At 38.8% G+C, this 17,026-nt stretch carries 13 protein-coding genes and 4 pseudogenes; 15 read left to right on the top strand and 2 right to left on the bottom strand.

Annotation, left to right across the window (positions count from 1 at the left end):
• Positions 1-4,838: ZmpA/ZmpB/ZmpC family metallo-endopeptidase (locus HMPREF1117_RS03185; RefSeq protein ID WP_000374795.1), on the top strand; the 4,838-nt coding region annotated here is incomplete at its 5' end.
• 61 nt (positions 4,839-4,899) lie between these two features.
• Here HMPREF1117_RS03185 and HMPREF1117_RS03180 read toward each other — a convergent pair.
• Positions 4,900-5,271 (bottom strand): annotated as a pseudogene (locus tag HMPREF1117_RS03180) (transposase); the annotation flags it as partial.
• Positions 5,272-5,348: 77 nt separating this feature from the next.
• On the opposite strand from HMPREF1117_RS03180, the gene pabB reads away from it, so the two are divergent.
• The 7 genes and pseudogenes from pabB (at position 5,349) to HMPREF1117_RS03155 (ending at position 11,752) form a co-directional block, all read left to right on the top strand.
• Entirely contained in the window at positions 5,349-7,070 is a 1,722-nt protein-coding gene (pabB, locus tag HMPREF1117_RS03175; RefSeq protein WP_000554829.1) for an aminodeoxychorismate synthase component I, read from the top strand.
• A complete protein-coding gene (locus HMPREF1117_RS03170; RefSeq protein ID WP_000766566.1) occupies positions 7,071-7,682 on the top strand; it encodes an alpha/beta fold hydrolase in 612 nt (203 codons plus the stop codon).
• Positions 7,683-7,738: 56 nt separating this feature from the next.
• Positions 7,739-8,713, top strand: a pseudogene (locus tag HMPREF1117_RS11940) (excalibur calcium-binding domain-containing protein); the annotation flags it as partial.
• Positions 8,714-9,262 (top strand): annotated as a pseudogene (ldcB, locus tag HMPREF1117_RS11935) (LD-carboxypeptidase LdcB/DacB); the annotation flags it as partial. It lies immediately after the preceding pseudogene.
• Positions 9,263-9,365: 103 nt separating this feature from the next.
• Entirely contained in the window at positions 9,366-10,325 is a 960-nt protein-coding gene (locus tag HMPREF1117_RS03165) for an ROK family glucokinase (protein ID WP_000078584.1), read from the top strand.
• 100 nt (positions 10,326-10,425) lie between these two features.
• Positions 10,426-10,860 carry an HD domain-containing protein gene (locus HMPREF1117_RS03160; RefSeq protein WP_001076407.1) on the top strand — a complete coding sequence of 145 codons (435 nt, stop codon included), beginning with the start codon at positions 10,426-10,428 and terminating at the stop codon, positions 10,858-10,860.
• Between the two features lie 52 nt (positions 10,861-10,912).
• Entirely contained in the window at positions 10,913-11,752 is an 840-nt protein-coding gene (locus HMPREF1117_RS03155; RefSeq protein WP_000158593.1) for a thymidylate synthase, read from the top strand.
• 39 nt (positions 11,753-11,791) lie between these two features.
• Here HMPREF1117_RS03155 and HMPREF1117_RS03150 read toward each other — a convergent pair whose 3' ends face one another.
• Positions 11,792-11,962 carry a DUF3042 family protein gene (locus HMPREF1117_RS03150; protein WP_001051779.1) on the bottom strand — a complete coding sequence of 57 codons (171 nt, stop codon included), beginning with the start codon at positions 11,960-11,962 and terminating at the stop codon, positions 11,792-11,794.
• Positions 11,963-12,082: 120 nt separating this feature from the next.
• On the opposite strand from HMPREF1117_RS03150, the gene miaA reads away from it, so the two are divergent.
• The 7 genes and pseudogenes from miaA to HMPREF1117_RS03120 form a co-directional block, all read left to right on the top strand.
• Positions 12,083-12,967, top strand: a complete 885-nt coding sequence (gene miaA / locus HMPREF1117_RS03145; RefSeq protein ID WP_000850160.1) for a tRNA (adenosine(37)-N6)-dimethylallyltransferase MiaA — start codon at positions 12,083-12,085, stop codon at positions 12,965-12,967.
• The gene (gene hflX / locus HMPREF1117_RS03140; RefSeq protein ID WP_000573180.1) at positions 12,960-14,198 is read left to right on the top strand and encodes a GTPase HflX; all 1,239 of its coding nucleotides are present in this window, start codon (positions 12,960-12,962) and stop codon (positions 14,196-14,198) included. The genes miaA and hflX overlap by 8 nt, the downstream gene beginning before the upstream one ends.
• Positions 14,191-14,814, top strand: a complete 624-nt coding sequence (locus HMPREF1117_RS03135; RefSeq protein WP_000131259.1) for a hypothetical protein — start codon at positions 14,191-14,193, stop codon at positions 14,812-14,814. Before hflX ends, HMPREF1117_RS03135 begins: the two co-directional genes overlap by 8 nt.
• 14 nt (positions 14,815-14,828) lie before the next feature.
• Positions 14,829-15,758: a ribonuclease Z gene (gene rnz / locus HMPREF1117_RS03130; RefSeq protein WP_000354342.1), complete on the top strand. Its 930-nt coding sequence runs from the start codon at positions 14,829-14,831 to the stop codon at positions 15,756-15,758.
• 19 nt (positions 15,759-15,777) lie between these two features.
• Positions 15,778-16,533 carry an SDR family NAD(P)-dependent oxidoreductase gene (locus HMPREF1117_RS03125; RefSeq protein ID WP_001259180.1) on the top strand — a complete coding sequence of 252 codons (756 nt, stop codon included), beginning with the start codon at positions 15,778-15,780 and terminating at the stop codon, positions 16,531-16,533.
• Positions 16,534-16,581: 48 nt separating this feature from the next.
• Entirely contained in the window at positions 16,582-16,827 is a 246-nt protein-coding gene (locus tag HMPREF1117_RS0101895) for a hypothetical protein (RefSeq protein WP_000386664.1), read from the top strand.
• Positions 16,828-16,829: 2 nt separating this feature from the next.
• Positions 16,830-17,026 (top strand): annotated as a pseudogene (locus tag HMPREF1117_RS03120) (DUF443 family protein); the annotation flags it as partial.

Raw genomic sequence — 17,026 nt, 5'->3', positions numbered from 1 at the left:
TCGAAGTGAAGGGAACCCAAGAAGTTGGTAAAGAAGGCCAGGCTCTAACACAAGCAGAATTACCAGAAGCTCCAATTGAAATGAAGGGAACCCAAGAAGTTGGTAAGGAAGGTCAGGCTTTAACACAAGCAGAATTACCAGAAGCTCCAATTGAAGTGAAGGGAACTCAAGAAGAAGGTAAAGAAGGTCAGGCATTGACACAAGCTGACTTACCAGAAGCCTCAGTTGATGTGAAAGGAACTCAAGAAGAGGGACGTGCTGGAGAAGCTCTTGTTCAAGCAGAGTTACCAGAGTATAAGGTTACTGAAGGAACAGTTGTTGAAGAATCAACTACAGAGCTCGAGTATAAAACCGAAGTTATTGAGGATCCAACAAAGTATACAGATGAAGAAACAGTTGTACGAAATGGTGAAAAAGGAAACCAAGTTACCAAAACAACCTATAAAACTGTAGAAGGTGTTAAAGTTGGAGAAGGTACAACTAGTACAGAAGTTACAAAGGATCCTATCAATGAGCAAATAAAACGTGGAATTAAGCCAATTGAAGGAACAGTTGTTGAAGAAAGTCTTGAAAAGATTCCATTTAAGGAAGTTATTAAAGAAGATGCCCAACTGAAAAAAGGTGAAAGAGTTACTGTCCAAGAAGGAAAAGATGGACAGAAAAAAGTTACCAAGACTTACAAAACTATCAAAGGTTTAAAAACTGAAGAAGCACCAAAAATTGTGGAACAGGTTTTGGAGTTAGACCAAGATCGTATCATCAAGTTAGGAACTAAAACCTTTGAGAAACCAATCTTGAGCTTGTCACTGGTCGATGTTCAAGATTTAAAACGTTCATCACAAATTAAATATAACCTAGAGAATCCAAGTAAAGCTGCTATTAAATCAATCACCTTGACTCTAAAAAAAGGTGATGAGATTGTGAAGACCTTGAATGTTTCACCAGAAGATCTAACAGCTTCTTTGACAGACTTACAGTACTACAAAGATTATAAACTTGAAACGAAGATGGTTTATAATTTAGGTGAAGGTGACCAAGAAGAAGTTCTTAAAGAAGAACCTCTTAGAATTGATCTTAAAAAAGTTGAAATTAAAAATATCAAAGAAACTAGTTTAATCAGTGTAGATGCTGAAGGAAATGAAACAGATAAGAGCTTATTATCTGAAAAACCAACAGATGTTGCTCCATTATATTTACGTGTGACAACTCATGATAATAAAGTGACAAGACTTTCTGTTGACAAGATTGAAGAAGTAGAAAAAGATGGAAAAACTTTATACAAAGTCACTGCCAAAGCACCTGATTTGATTCAACGGAATGCTGACAACACACTTAGCGAAGAGTATGTTCATTACTTTGAAAAACAAAAAACACACGACGGTGATGTATATTATAGCTTTAACGACCTAGTAACGGCTATGAAAGCTAATCCAAGTGGTACTTTTAAACTTGGTGCAGACCTTAATGCTGCTAACGTACCAACTCCTAATAAAGAGTATGTGCCTGGTACATTTAAAGGTCATTTAACAAGTGTTGACGGTCAACACTATTCAATCCACAACATGGCACGTCAATTATTTGGCATTGTAGAGGGTGGTTCAGTTAAAAATCTTAACTTAGCTAACGTTAACATCAATATGCCTTGGATTGAAAACATTTCTGCTCTTGCTAGATCTGTTAAAAACGCTACTGTTGAAAATATTAAAGTAACAGGTAGTATTCTTGGTAAAGATGGAATCTCTGGTATCACTAATAAGGTGGATATTGGTGGACAACTGACAAATGTTGCCTTTATCGGTAAACTTACTGGTGTTGGTGATAGACCTTGGGGTATGGCTGGTATTGCAGGTGAAGTTTGGAAAGGTAATATTAAGAAAGCCTATGTAGATGCTGATATCGTTGCTAATAAAGCTCGTGTTGGTGGACTTGTTGCTGTTACAGATAACGGTTCTGACCCTAACGGAATTGATAAATATGCTTCTGTACGTAATGCGGTGACTAAAGGTACTATAGATATTAAGAACCCTGTTGAAGTTGGTGGTTTCATCAGTAAAAACTGGACATGGGGTAGAGTTGCAGATACTGTTTCAATGATGAAAGTTAAAAACGGTGAAGAATTCTACGGATCTAGAGATATTGATACTGAAGATGGTTACTATACAAACGATGTACTAGAAAGAAACTTTGTAGTAAAAGATGTTAGTGCAGGTAGTCGTTCATATCAACGCTCACGTTCAAATAGAATTAAAGAAATTAGTCTTGAAGAAGCGAACAAGAAAATCGAAGCAATGGGTATCACAGCTGATCAATTCGTGATTAACCCACTAACAGAAGATAAACTTAATAATACAAAACATAAAGCTGATACGTATAAAGCTACTCAAGATTATGATGCATCTCGTGAACTTGCATACCGTAATATTGAAAAACTTCAACCATTCTACAATAAAGAGTGGATTATAAACCAAGGTAACAAGATTCCTGCAGATTCTAAATTATTAACGACTGAGGTACTATCTGTTACAGGTATGAAAGATGGTCAATTTGTGACTGACTTATCAGATGTTGATAAGATTATGATTCATTATGCTGATAAGACGAAAGAAATTAAAGCTATTACACAAAAAGAATCTAAGGTTCAACAAGTTCGTGAATATAGTATTGAAGGATTAGGTGATATTGTCTATACACCAAATATGGTTGTTAAAGATAGGACACAATTGATCAGCGATATCAAAGCTAAATTAGCTTCTGTTGAACTTGATTCAGATGAAGTTCGTAAGATTAATAACAATCCTAAGATGTTATACATGGAAGAAAGCTTCAAAGAAGTAAAAGATAATCTTGATGCTTTAGTTAAAGCTTTAGTTGAAAATGAAGACCATCAATTAAATACGGACGAAGCAGCTAAACGTGCATTGATTAAAAAAGTTGAAGATAACAAAGCTAAGATTATGTTAGCTCTGGCTTATTTAAACCAATACTATGGAATTAAATTTGACGGATTAAATATCAAAAATATGATGACCTTCAAACCGGATTTCTACGGTAAGAACATTAATGTACTTGATAGATTAATCAGCTTCGCATCAAATGGTAACAACCTAAAAGGTGATCAATCACACGATGCATTTAACAGAGCTCTTGCAAGTGCTACTGGTAAAGCTAACTTACACGAATTCCTGAAGTACAACATGGAATTATTCACTAGTGAAACAGATATGAATACTTGGTTCAAGAATAACATTGCAGATAACGCTTATGTTGTTGAGAAACAATCATCAAATCCTGATTTTGCGAATAAGAAACATAAATTGTATGAAGTAATTAATAATGGACATCACGGACGTTATATTTTACCACTTCTGAATCTGAAGAAAGCGCATATGATTTTAATTACAACCTATAATACCATTGCCTTTAGTTCATTTGAGAAATATGGTAAGAATACGGCAGAAGAACGTGAAGCGTTCAAGAAGCAAGTTGATTTACGTGCGCAAGAACAAATCAATTACTTAGACTTCTGGTCAAGACTTGCTGCAGATAATGTACGAAATAATCTTCTTAAGAGTGAAAATATGGTACCATCTGCAATTTGGGATAACCATGATGTACCAGGTTTGGGATGGGTTGACCGTATGGGACATACGAAGAAAGGCGATTTTGCTCCAATTCGTGAATTCTATGGTCCGACTGATAAGTGGCATGGATACAATGGAATGGGCGCATACGCTTATATCTTCCAAAATCCACAACCACAAGAGGCTGTATATTACATCATCTCTAGCATGATTAGTGATTTTGGTACATCTGCATTCACTCACGAAACGACTCACATCAATGACCGTATGGCCTACTTAGGAACATGGCGTCACCGTGAAGGAACAGACGTTGAAGCCTTCGCTCAAGGTATGTTACAATCACCATCAGTCTCAAATCCAAATGGAGAATATGGTGCCTTAGGATTAAACATGGCATATGAACGTCAAAATGATGGTAACCAATGGTATAACTATAATCCTAATATGTTAGATAGTCGTCAAAAGATTGATCATTACATGAAGAATTATAATGAATCAATGATGATGCTTGATTACTTAGAAGCTGATGCCGTTATTAAGAAAAATCAAGGTACAAATGATAAGTGGTTTAAGAAAATGGATCGAGAATGGCGTTCGAATGCTGATCGTAACAGCCTAAAAGGTGAACCACATCAATGGGATAAACTTCGTGATTTAAATGATGAAGAGAAAAACATGAAGTTAACAACGATTGATCAATTGGTAAACAATAATTTTGTTACCAAGCATGGAATGCCTGGTAATGGACGTTATCGTTCGGAAGGTTTCGATTCTGCTTATCAAACCGTTAATATGATGGCAGGTATCTATGGTGGTAATACAAGTAGAAGTACTGTAGGTTCTATTTCATTTAAACATAATACATTCCGTATGTGGGGTTACTTTGGTTACCTCGATGGTTTCTTAGGATACGCTTCTAATAAATATAAAGATGCTGCTAAGAAAGAAAACAATGGTTATGTTGGAGACGATTTCATCATTAAGAAAGTTTCAAATGGAAGATTCCAAAACTTAGAAGAATGGAAATCTGCTTGGTACCATGAAGTTCATGAGAAAGCTCAAAAAGGCCTTGTTGAAATTGAAATTAATGGTGAGAAAATTTCAACGTATGCCAGACTTCAAGAATTGTTTGATGAAGCAGTTGAAAAAGATCTCAAAGGGAATGGATTTGGAAATACAGTTAGCCTGAAAGAGAAAGTTTATAAACAACTTCTACAAAAAACGAATGGATTTACTGGAGATTTGTTCTCTAAATAGTAGATAGGATTTTAATAGAATAATAAAGGCTCTTTGTCAACTGTAGTGGGTTGATGAAAAGTTACAACCTGGAGAGAACCAACTTGTTTCTCTCCTTTTTGATGTTTAAATCGATAAGTATTCTAGTTTTGAAGTTGTCAAAATTCCGGAAACCAATAGCGTTTCGCTTGATGACTTCGATGAGATTATGGGTCGCCTCTAGTTTTTCATTTGAGTAGGGTAGCTCCAGTGCATTCATGATCTTCTCCTTATCTTTCAAAAAAGTCTTAAAAACAGTTAGAAAGATGGGATTTATATAGGATATCGTTTCTATCATCAGTTCAAAGAAATGGTTTGTTTATTTTTCTGGGAAATGAAACAGTAATAGTTGATAGAGTTTATAGTGGTGTCTAAGTTTTTGAGAGTATGCAAGGAGATTTTCGAGAATATTTTTAAAGTTTTGTCAGAATTGAGTTTTTACTCGCTTACTTTGTGGATGAGGCTTTTCTTATTTTATGCTATACTTAAGCTATGCATAGAAAAACAGTAATTGATTTTAGAGCTTTGGGTGAGAGACATACTTTTACCAAGCCTATTAAAGAATTAAAAACAAGAAACTTGGCTCAAGTGAAGGACCTATTAGCCCAGGTGGAAGACTACCAGCAACAAGGCTACTATGTAGTAGGTTATGTCAGTTATGAAGCTGCACCGGCTTTTGAGGAGAAATTAGCTGTTCACCCAGCTCCCTTGATGGGAGAATATTTGCTTTACTTTACGGTTCATGATAGTGTTGAAAAATCTATTATACCATTGACTTATGACGAAATTGATATGCCGTCAAATTGGAAGGAAGAAACCTCAAAGGAAGAGTATGAAAAAGCCATTGCTCAGATTCATCATCATCTGCGTCAAGGTGACACCTATCAGGTCAACTATACGGTTCAGCTCAAGCAGGCAGTGACTGCCAATCCTTTTGCTATTTATAATCGTATGGTAGTGGAGCAGGAGGCGGGCTATAATGCCTATGTTGAGCATGATGAGATGGCAGTGATTTCCATGAGTCCGGAGCTCTTTTTTGAACAAAAGGGATGTGATTTGACGACAAGGCCAATGAAGGGGACAACCAAACGTGGACTGACCAATCAAGAGGACTTGGACCAGGCAGCTTGGTTGGAACAGGATCCCAAAAATCGTTCTGAAAATATGATGATTGTGGACCTCTTGCGTAATGATATGAACCGACTGTCTGAGGTGGGAAGTGAGCATGTGGAACGCTTGTGTCAGGTAGAGCAATATTCGACTGTATGGCAGATGACTTCAACTATTAAAAGTCAAGTTCGACCGGATGTGGATTTAGTTGAAGTTTTTCGCTCACTCTTTCCATGTGGCTCCATAACAGGGGCACCTAAGATAGCGACTATGGAAATTATCAAAAACCTAGAGCCCCAAGCACGTGGAGTTTACTGTGGGACCATTGGCATCTTGCTTCCAAATGGACGGAGAATTTTCAATGTGGCCATTCGTACCATTCAACTTCACAAGGGCCAAGCTATTTATGGAGTTGGTGGTGGAATCACTTGGGATAGTACTTGGGAGTCTGAATATAATGAGGTCCATCAAAAGGCTGCTGTGCTTTATCGGAAACAGGTTCCTTTTCAGCTTATTACGACAGGAAAAATTAGTCAGAAACATTTGTTATTTAAAGAAGAACACATAGACAGACTAAGAAATGCTGGCCGCTATTTTGCCTATCCTTTTAATCCAGAAAATCTGCTACAAAGGATTGATGCAGAGTGTCAGGCTTGCCATGTGGAAAAGGACTATCGTTTAAGGATTAGCATCAGTAAGTCTGGCGATATAGATCTTTGTTGTCAGGAATTAACCCCACTTAGCCCAGCTTTCTGTCAAGCTCAACTTTGCTTGCAGGAAAGGAGTTTGCAAACACCATTTACCTACTTCAAAACGACTTATAGACCACATTTGACTGTTGCCAAACAAGAAAAAATTTATCATAATGAAAACGGAGAATTGCTAGAAACATCGATTGGCAATCTAGTCTTGCAAATCGCTGGAAAACTCTATACCCCACCAATCAATCTTGGAATATTGCCAGGAATTTATCGTCAGCATTTACTTGAAAAAGGAAAGGTAGAAGAAAAAGTCTTAACCTTAGAAGAACTAGCCCAAGCAGAAGCTATATATGGCTGTAATGCAGTTAGGGGCTTATATAAATTATCATTAAAGGATAACTAAATGAAACTGATTTTTTTACATGGATTAGGTCAGTCAGCGGAGAGTTGGGAAGAAGTGCAGGCTTTGCTTGCAGATTATCCATCTGAAATTCTTGAATTGTTTCCTTCGGGAGTTGAATCTTATCAGGAAGCTAAAAAACGGGTAGCTAAGCATTTATCAGAGGAGAATCAGCCTTTTGTTTTGATTGGTTTATCTCTAGGTGCTACTCTTGCACTGGAGCTTTCAAGTTACGATTTACCAAATCTTCAAGGTTTAGTTTTGTCAGGTTGCCCTCTGAAACTAGCTGGAAATATCTTATTTAAAATCCAATTGATGATTTTTAAACTACTTCCAAAAAGCTTTTTTGAAAAGCAGGGAGCAGATAAGACGCTTATGGTGGGAGTTTCAGAGGAAATGAAAACACTTGATTTAACTCAAATTGCACAGAATTGTCACTATCCAAGCTTGTTAATCTGTGGTAGTAAGGATCTACCAAATCTAATTTCAATGCGTAAGCTTTATCAGCTGTTACCCCAGGCTCGGTTTCAAATTATACCTGACGGTCCTCACACTCTGAATACTGACAAACCAAAAGAGTTTGCAGAAAAGACCAGAAGTTTTCTTGAAATGTAGAAATAAGTTTGATAAAATAAGGATGTAAGCGATATCAAAAAGGAGGAGATAAAATAATGAAAAAACGTATGTTATTAAAAATAAGTTTGGTTACTTTGCCACTTTTAGCCATGTTTTCTCAAGCTGCTGTCGCAGAAGAAAATGTTCATTTTTCTAGTTGTAAGGAAGCATGGGCCCATGGATATTCGGATATGCGTCAAGGAGAGCCAGGTTATTCTGCCAAGTTAGATAAAGATCATGATGGCATAGCTTGTGAATTGAAAAATGCTCCTGAGGGGGCTTTCAAACCAAGAAAATCGACTGAGGTAAAAACAAACTCTAGTTCAACAATCACAAGTGGATGGGTTCAAAAGGATGGAGTTTGGTACTATCATGATGACAAGGGAAATCCTGTAACTAATACTTGGAAGGGAAGTTATTACCTTAAATCAAATGGTAAAATGGCTCAGAGTGAATGGGTTTATGATGCTTCGTATCAAGCCTGGTACTATTTGAAATCAGATGGTTCATACGCTCGTAATGCATGGCAAGGGGCTTATTATCTAAAATCAAATGGTAAAATGTCTCAGAGTGAGTGGGTTTATGATGCTTCGTATCAAGCTTGGTATTATCTAAAATCAGATGGTTCATACGCTCGTAATGCATGGCAAGGGGCTTATTATCTAAAATCAAATGGTAAAATGGCTCAGAGCGAGTGGGTTTATGATGCTTCGTATCAAGCTTGGTATTATCTAAAATCAGACGGTTCATATGCTCGCAATGCATGGCAAGGATCTTATTATCTAAAATCAAATGGTAAAATGGCTCAGAGTGAATGGGTTTATGATGCTTCCTATCAAGCCTGGTATTATTTGAAGTCAGATGGCTCTTACTCTCGTAATGCATGGCAAGGCAATTATTATCTAAAATCAGATGGTAAAATGGCTGTCAATGAATGGGTAGATGGTGGACGTTATTATGTAGATGGCTCAGGTTTGTGGAAATCGAATTCAAATTCAAATTCAAATTCAAATTCAGATTCAAATACTAAAGTAACTAATAGAGGCTTATATTATAGCCTTCAAGGGAAGTACGATGAGATTCTTGTTGTAAATAAACACTATCCTTTGTCTAAAGACTACAATCCAGGGGACAATCCAACTGCTAAAGCTGCCTTTTTAAAACTGATTGCACAGATGCAAAAAGAAGGCTATGCTGTTAGCAATACCTATAGTGGATTTAGAAGTTATGGAACTCAAGCACAATTATATCAAAGCTATGTAAATAGAGAAGGTCAGGCTGCGGCTGATCGTTATTCAGCTAGACCTGGCTATAGTGAACACCAAACAGGTCTTGCTTTTGATGTTATTGGTACAGATGGACACTTAGTTGAAGATGCAAGTGCTGCTCAATGGTTGTTAGACCATGCTGCAGACTATGGATTTGTTGTTCGATACCTTAAAGGCAAAGAGAGTGTAACAGGTTATATGCATGAGGAATGGCACTTACGCTATGTTGGAAAAGAAGCCAAGGAAATTGCAGCAAGTGGGTTGACACTTGAAGAATACTACGGATTTGATGGTGGGAACTATCTTAACTAAAATTTGTCACTAATATAATGCAAACCTTTGCATTAGTCGAAAATTTTTGTTATACTATCTCTGTAAGCATTTTCAAATACTATCAGAGAAAAAAGGAGAAAAGATGAGTCAAAAGATTATCGGAATTGACCTTGGTGGAACATCTATCAAGTTTGCAATCTTAACAACAACTGGAGAAATTCAAGAAAAATGGTCTATCAAGACTAACATTTTAGATGAAGGAAGCCATATTGTAGACGATATGATTGAATCTATCAAACATCGTTTAGATTTGCTTGGTTTGTCAGCAGAAGATTTCCAAGGGATTGGAATGGGTTCACCTGGAGTGGTTGATCGTGATAAAGGGACTGTTATCGGTGCCTATAACTTAAACTGGAAGACCTTACAACCAATCAAAGAAAAAATTGAAAAAGCCTTGGGTATTCCATTCTTCATCGATAATGATGCTAACGTGGCAGCTCTTGGTGAACGTTGGATGGGTGCGGGTGATAACCAACCAGATGTTGTCTTTATGACTCTTGGTACAGGTGTTGGTGGCGGTATCGTCGCAGAAGGAAAATTGCTTCACGGTGTTGCTGGCGCAGCAGGTGAGCTTGGTCACATTACTGTTGATTTTGACCAACCAATCGCATGTACTTGCGGTAAGAAAGGCTGTCTTGAAACAGTAGCTTCTGCAACAGGTATTGTTAACCTGACTCGCCGTTATGCAGATGAATATGAGGGTAGTGCTAGCTTGAAGAGCTTGATTGATAATGGGGAAGAAGTAACTGCTAAAACTGTTTTTGATTTAGCAAAAGAAGGAGACGACCTTGCTTTGATCGTTTACCGTAACTTCTCACGTTACTTGGGAATCGCTTGTGCCAACATCGGTTCAATCCTAAACCCATCAACAATCGTGATCGGTGGTGGAGTTTCGGCAGCTGGAGAATTCCTTCTACAAGGTGTGCAAAAGGTTTACGATGAAAACACCTTCCCACAAGTACGTTCGACAACGAAATTGGCTCTTGCAACTCTAGGAAACGATGCTGGAGTTATCGGTGCTGCATCACTTGTTTTACAGTAAGATAAAAAATGACAGAGCTTGGTGATCAATCAAGCTCTTTTTAAATGATATCTACTAGTTTAAAGCAAATAGCTTCTTGTATTTAGAAAGGAAAAATTTAATGAATCAATCAGAACAATCCATGTTTGATTTGGCCTTGTCTATCGCTAAAAAAGCTCACAAAGGTCAATATGATAAGGCGGGAGTAGATTATATTGAACATCCTCTTTTTGTAGCAAGTCTAGTCGATACGCAAGAAGAAAAGGCAGTAGCCCTATTGCACGATGTTCTTGAAGATAGCCCTTATACAGCAGAAGAACTAATATTGGCTGGTTTACCAGAGACTGTTGTTAGTGCTGTACAGATACTGACCAAGAAAAAAGGACAAGATTATCAACAATATTTGGAACTTGTTAAATCTAGTCCTATAGCACGTCGTGTCAAATTTGCAGATTTGAAACATAATTCAGATTTATCTAGACTAGCTACTGTTACTGAAAAGGATCTGGAACGATTAGAAAAATATAAGAAAGCTATTGATTATCTAAGGATGTAGAAATTTTCTTTTTATGCTATACTAGTTAGGACTATAAAAGAGGTGAGTATAGATGACCAAAGCAGATCTAATTTTTAAGAAAAATATTGAACGGATTCTAAAGGAAGGTGTTTTCTCAGAGCAAGCTCGTCCCAAGTACAAGGACGGAACTGTTGCCAACTCTAAATATGTGACAGGTGCCTTTGCTGAATATGATTTGGCTCAGGGTGAATTTCCTATTACGACCTTGCGTCCCATTGCTATCAAATCAGCTATCAAGGAAGTTCTTTGGATCTACCAAGACCAGTCAAATAGTCTAGAAGTGCTTAATGATAAGTACAATGTTCACTACTGGAATGACTGGGAAGTGGAAAATACAGGAACCATTGGTGAGCGCTATGGTGCCGTGGTTAAAAAGCACGATATCATCAATAAGATTCTCAAACAATTGGAAGAAAATCCTTGGAACCGTCGCAATATTATCTCGCTCTGGGATTATCAGGCTTTTGAGGAAACAGACGGTCTTCTTCCATGTGCCTTTCAGACCATGTTTGATGTCCGTCGTGTAGATGGTGAGATCTATCTGGATGCGACCTTGACTCAACGTTCGAATGATATGCTGGTGGCCCATCACATCAATGCCATGCAGTATGTGGCTTTACAGATGATGATTGCCAAGCATTTCGGTTGGAAGGTTGGGAAGTTTTTCTACTTTATCAATAACCTTCATATCTATGACAATCAATTTGAACAAGCAGAGGAATTGCTTCGCCGAGAGCCGTCAAACTGCCAACCTCGTTTGGTCTTGAATGTGCCAGATAAGACTAATTTCTTTGATATCAGAGCAGAGGATTTTGAATTGGTCGATTATGACCCTGTCAAACCACAGTTGAAGTTTGACTTGGCTATTTAAAAAGTAAAAAAAGTTGGGATTTCCCAACTTCTTTTTATTTTAACGTGATACGCGGCGGCGAGCTGCTTTTTTACGATTTTCTTCGATGAAAGCTGCTTTTTCTTCTTCTGGTTCGATCACTTTCTTTTTAAATGCGTATACTGCACCTGCAACTGCAGCGACAGTTCCTGCGACACCTGTTACGAGACCTTTAGCAAATCCTTTAGCCATGAGTCTTCCTCCTTTATCTTCCTAACCAGACAGGCTCCTCAAGAGGTAGCATTTTTCTGCCTGATCTTTTTGTGTTATAATAATAGTAACGAAAAAATGGGAATTTTTCAAGGAAAAAAGATGAAAACAAAAATAATTGTGATTGTTGGACCGACTGCTGTTGGGAAAACGGCCCTTGCCATTGAGGTTGCCAAGTGCTTCAATGGTGAAGTTGTTAGTGGAGATAGTCAGCAGGTCTATCGAGGGCTAGATGTTGGGACTGCGAAAGCCAGTTCAGAGGAGCTAGCGACAGTTCCTCATCACTTAATTGATGTAAGAGATGTGACCGAGTCCTACTCGGCTTTTGATTTTGTTTCGGAAGCTAAAACTGCAATAGAAGATATTCAAAGTAGAGGGAAACTAGCTATTATTGCTGGTGGAACAGGGCTATATGTTCAGAGTCTCCTAGAAGGCTATCATTTGGGAGGGGAGACACCTCACGAGGAGATTTTAGCTTATCGGGCTAGTTTAGAGCCCTTTTCAGATGAAGAATTGGCATCGCTCTTAGTTCAAAATAATCTTGAAGTTCCCCAGTTTAGCCGTCGCCGTGCCATGCGGGCCTTGGAAATCGCTCATTTTGCTCAAGATTTGGAAAATCAAGAGAGTTTGTATGAACCGCTGATTATCTGCTTGGATGATGAACGCAGCCAACTCTATGAACGGATTAATCATCGCGTGGATTTGATGTTTGATGCTGGACTTTTGGACGAAGCTAAATGGTTGTTTGATAACTATCCTGATGTTCAGGCAGCTAAAGGTATTGGCTACAAGGAACTCTTTCCGTATTTTCGAGGGGAAGAGTCTTTGGATGAAGCTAGTGACAGCCTTAAACAGGCAACGCGTCGCTTTGCTAAACGTCAGTTGACCTGGTTCCGTAATCGTATGCAGGTGACCTTTTATCAAATTGGAGAGTCTGGTGTAAAAGACCGCATTTTTAGCCAGATAGAGGAGTTTTTACATGATTGAAACGGAGAAAAAAGAAGAACGGGTCTTGCTGATTGGTGTTGAATTACAAGGCATGGATAATTTTGACCTCTCCATGGAAGAACTGGCCAGTCTAGCCAAGACAGCTGGGGCAGTCGTAGTCGATACTTACAGACAAAAGCGTGATAAATATGATTCCAAGACCTTTGTTGGCTCTGGAAAGTTAGAAGAAATTGCGCTCATGGTCGATGCAGAAGAAATCACAACGGTCATCGTTAATAACCGCCTGACTCCTCGTCAAAATGTCAATTTGGAGGAAGTTCTAGGTGTTAAGGTTATTGACCGGATGCAGTTGATTTTGGATATCTTTGCCATGCGGGCTCGAAGCCATGAAGGGAAACTCCAAGTGCATTTGGCCCAGCTCAAGTATCTCTTGCCCCGCTTGGTTGGTCAGGGGATTATGCTGAGTCGTCAGGCGGGTGGCATTGGTTCTCGTGGACCAGGTGAAAGTCAGTTAGAGCTGAACCGTCGTAGTGTTCGCAATCAAATCACGGATATCGAGCGCCAGCTCAAGGTCGTCGAGAAAAATCGTGCTACGGTTAGAGAAAAACGTCTAGAGTCCAGCACCTTTAAGATTGGATTGATTGGCTACACCAACGCTGGGAAGTCTACTATCATGAACACTTTGACCAGCAAGACCCAATATGAAGCGAATGAGCTATTTGCGACTTTGGATGCGACGACTAAGAGTATTCATCTAGGTGGAAATCTCCAAGTGACCTTGACTGATACCGTTGGATTTATCCAAGACTTGCCGACAGAGTTAGTGTCCAGTTTTAAGTCAACCTTGGAGGAAAGTAAGCATGTAGACCTTTTGGTTCATGTTATCGATGCCAGCAATCCCTATCACGAAGAGCATGAAAAAACGGTCCTGTCCATCATGAAGGACTTGGATATGGAAGACATTCCTCGCCTGACACTTTATAATAAAGCGGATTTGGTGGAGGATTTCATGCCGACCCAAACGCCATACGCTCTTATTTCTGCCAAATCTGAGGATAGTCGTGAGAAGTTGCAAGCTCTATTTTTAGAGAAAATCAATGATATTTTTGAATCCTTTACCCTGCGTGTGCCCTTCTCTAAATCCTACAAGATTCATGATTTAGAAAGTGTAGCGATTCTTGAAGAACGTGATTATCAAGAAGATGGTGAACTAATAACTGGTTATATAGCAGCTAAAAATAAATGGAGGTTAGAGGAATTTTATGACTGATATGAAAGCATTAGCCCTCAAATACGGTGGCTACACCAGCTTAGATTTACTTTATTTGGAGCAGTTCTTAGCTGGGAAATCAGAGCAGGAGCAGTTGTCCCTCATTACTCCTCCACCTAGTGTTGTCAACGCCTACTTTGCAGAGCTTTACCAGAAAAAGAGTCCTGAGGCTGCGACAGCTTACTTTGCTAAACTGAGTCAGGAACTAGACCTCTATAACGCTCAGCCGACCTTTACATTAGAAAAGAAACCCTTTATTCGCCTCAATTTAACTGGTAAGTCTTTTGGTTTTTGCTATGAGAGTGAGGGACTGGGTCGAATTTTCTCTGAAAATGAAGAGATTATTTCAGAAGGCTTGCTCTTTGAGATTGCACAAATTTTCCCCCATCAACTAGTCTTTGAAGAGTCTGGCAAGATTTATATGAAAGAGGTCGGAGATGAGGAAGTTGTTAGTGTGGATAGTCTCACAGCTTTGACTGATTTGGAAAGCTTGGCAGATGGTCGTAAGCGTCTCAAAGGCTACAGCCAAGAGGAGTTATTACAAGAAGCCACAGCTTTTTCTGGCAAGCGCTATTTCCGATCGGAAAACCGCACAGCCATGTTATATATTGATTAATTAGAAAGTATCGAATGGATATTCAATTTTTAGGAACGGGGGCTGGCCAGCCCTCTAAAGCCCGCAACGTATCAAGTCTTGCTTTGAAACTTTTGGATGAGATTAATGAAGTTTGGCTCTTTGACTGTGGGGAAGGAACACAAAATCGTATTTTAGAAACCACAATTCGACCACGGAAGGTCAGCAAAATCTTTATCACTCACCTACATGGTGACCACATTTTTGGTCTACCTGGTTTTTTATCTAGCCGGGCCTTTCAGGCCAATGAAGAGCAGACAGATTTGGAAATCTATGGTCCGCAAGGAATTAAGTCATTTGTCTTAACCAGTCTTCGTGTGTCAGGTTCGCGCCTGCCTTACCGCATTCATTTTCATGAGTTTGACCAAGATTCTTTAGGAAAAATCCTTGAGACTGATAAATTCACGGTGTATGCAGAGGAGTTGGATCACACTATTTTCTGCGTTGGCTATCGTGTAATGCAAAAGGACCTAGAAGGTACCTTGGATGCTGAAAAACTCAAGGCTGCTGGCGTCCCATTTGGCCCACTTTTTGGAAAAATCAAAAACGGTCAGGATGTTGTTTTGGAAGACGGAACCGAAATCAAGGCAGCAGACTATATCTCTGCTCCACGTCCTGGAAAGATTATCACCATTTTAGGAGATACTCGAAAAACGAATGCCAGTGTACGCTTAGGTATTAATGCGGATGTCCTTGTCCATGAGTCGACTTATGGTAAGGGTGATGAAAAAATTGCTCGTAACCATGGCCACTCTACTAACATGCAGGCAGCGCAGGTGGCAGTAGAAGCAGGTGCTAAACGCCTCTTGCTCAACCATATCAGTGCCCGTTTCCTCTCGAAAGATATCAGCAAGCTCAAGAATGATGCAGCTACTATCTTTGAAAATGTCCACGTGGTCAAAGACTTAGAAGAAGTGGAAATCTAAGACCCCCAGAAAGGAAAAAATGAGAACGATTCTGATAACAGGAGCTAGTGGTGGACTTGCTCAAGAAATGGTCAAAGGTTTGCCTGACGACCAGCTTATCCTACTTGGTAGAAGTCAGGAAAAATTAGCTAATCTCTACGGAAATCATCCACAGGTAGAATTGATTGAAATCGATATTACCGATGACTCAGCCCTAGAAACCTTGGTTGCTAACCTCTATCTTCGCTATGGCAAGATTGATGTCTTGATCAACAACGCTGGTTATGGAATCTTTGAAGATTTTGACCAGATTTCTGACAAGGATCTTCATCAGATGTTTGAGGTTAATACCTTTGCTTTAATGAACCTTTCTCGTCGAATTGGTGCTCGTATGAAGGAGAAGAGGCAAGGTCATATCATCAATATTGTCAGCATGGCAGGTTTGATTGCAACAGCTAAATCAAGTTTGTACTCAGCAACTAAGTTTGCGGCTATTGGTTTTTCAAATGCCCTACGATTAGAACTTCTGCCTTATGGAGTCTATGTGACAACGGTTAATCCAGGCCCTATCCGAACAGCATTTTTTGACCAAGCAGATCCAGATGGTGCCTATCTCCAGTCAGTTGAACGCTTTCTCCTAGAGCCAGATAAAGTGGCTAAAAAGATTATAGGAATTATTGGGAAAAACAAACGCGAACTCAATCTACCGATGTTGTTGAACCTAGCCCATAAGTTTTATACTCTCTTTCCCAAGCTAGCTGATAAATTGGCAGGAGGTATCTTTCATTACAAATAAAACGCACCAATATGAAGTAAAAAAGAACTAACCTCCAAAAAATTATTAATGGACTATAGTAGGAGTCTTGCTGTTGGATTTACGGTAGGTTTAGCTTATATACATAATTTTCTAGGAACCAAAGATACAGCAAACGAGATGGGTGACAATCTTGAAAAAAGTGTTAAGGAAATGGGAAGTAATATTGATTCAGGTATCAAGGAAGTTGGAAGCAAAATTGATGCAGGTATCAAGGAAGTCGGAAATAGTATTGATTCTGGTATTAAATCAACTCAGAAAGTGTTTGGGTGGTGAATATGGAATTAAAATTTAAAGAAACAAATAAAACTTTTCATAAAATTGTAGAATTTAAAGGTGAAAAATATCTTTTGGATATGACTAGCATTAGTCCTAAAACTTATTTCTGGGGTTCTCTTCCGAGTGAAATCACAGCTAAATGCTTAAAGTTAGATAAAAGAGATACGAGTTTTGAGAACTTAGCTCCAACTATGAA

Origin of the sequence: Streptococcus sp. SK643 (assembly GCF_000259505.1) — a bacterium.
In the GTDB taxonomy this organism is placed as follows: domain Bacteria; phylum Bacillota; class Bacilli; order Lactobacillales; family Streptococcaceae; genus Streptococcus.
This window is presented reverse-complemented; position numbering and strand designations above follow the sequence as displayed.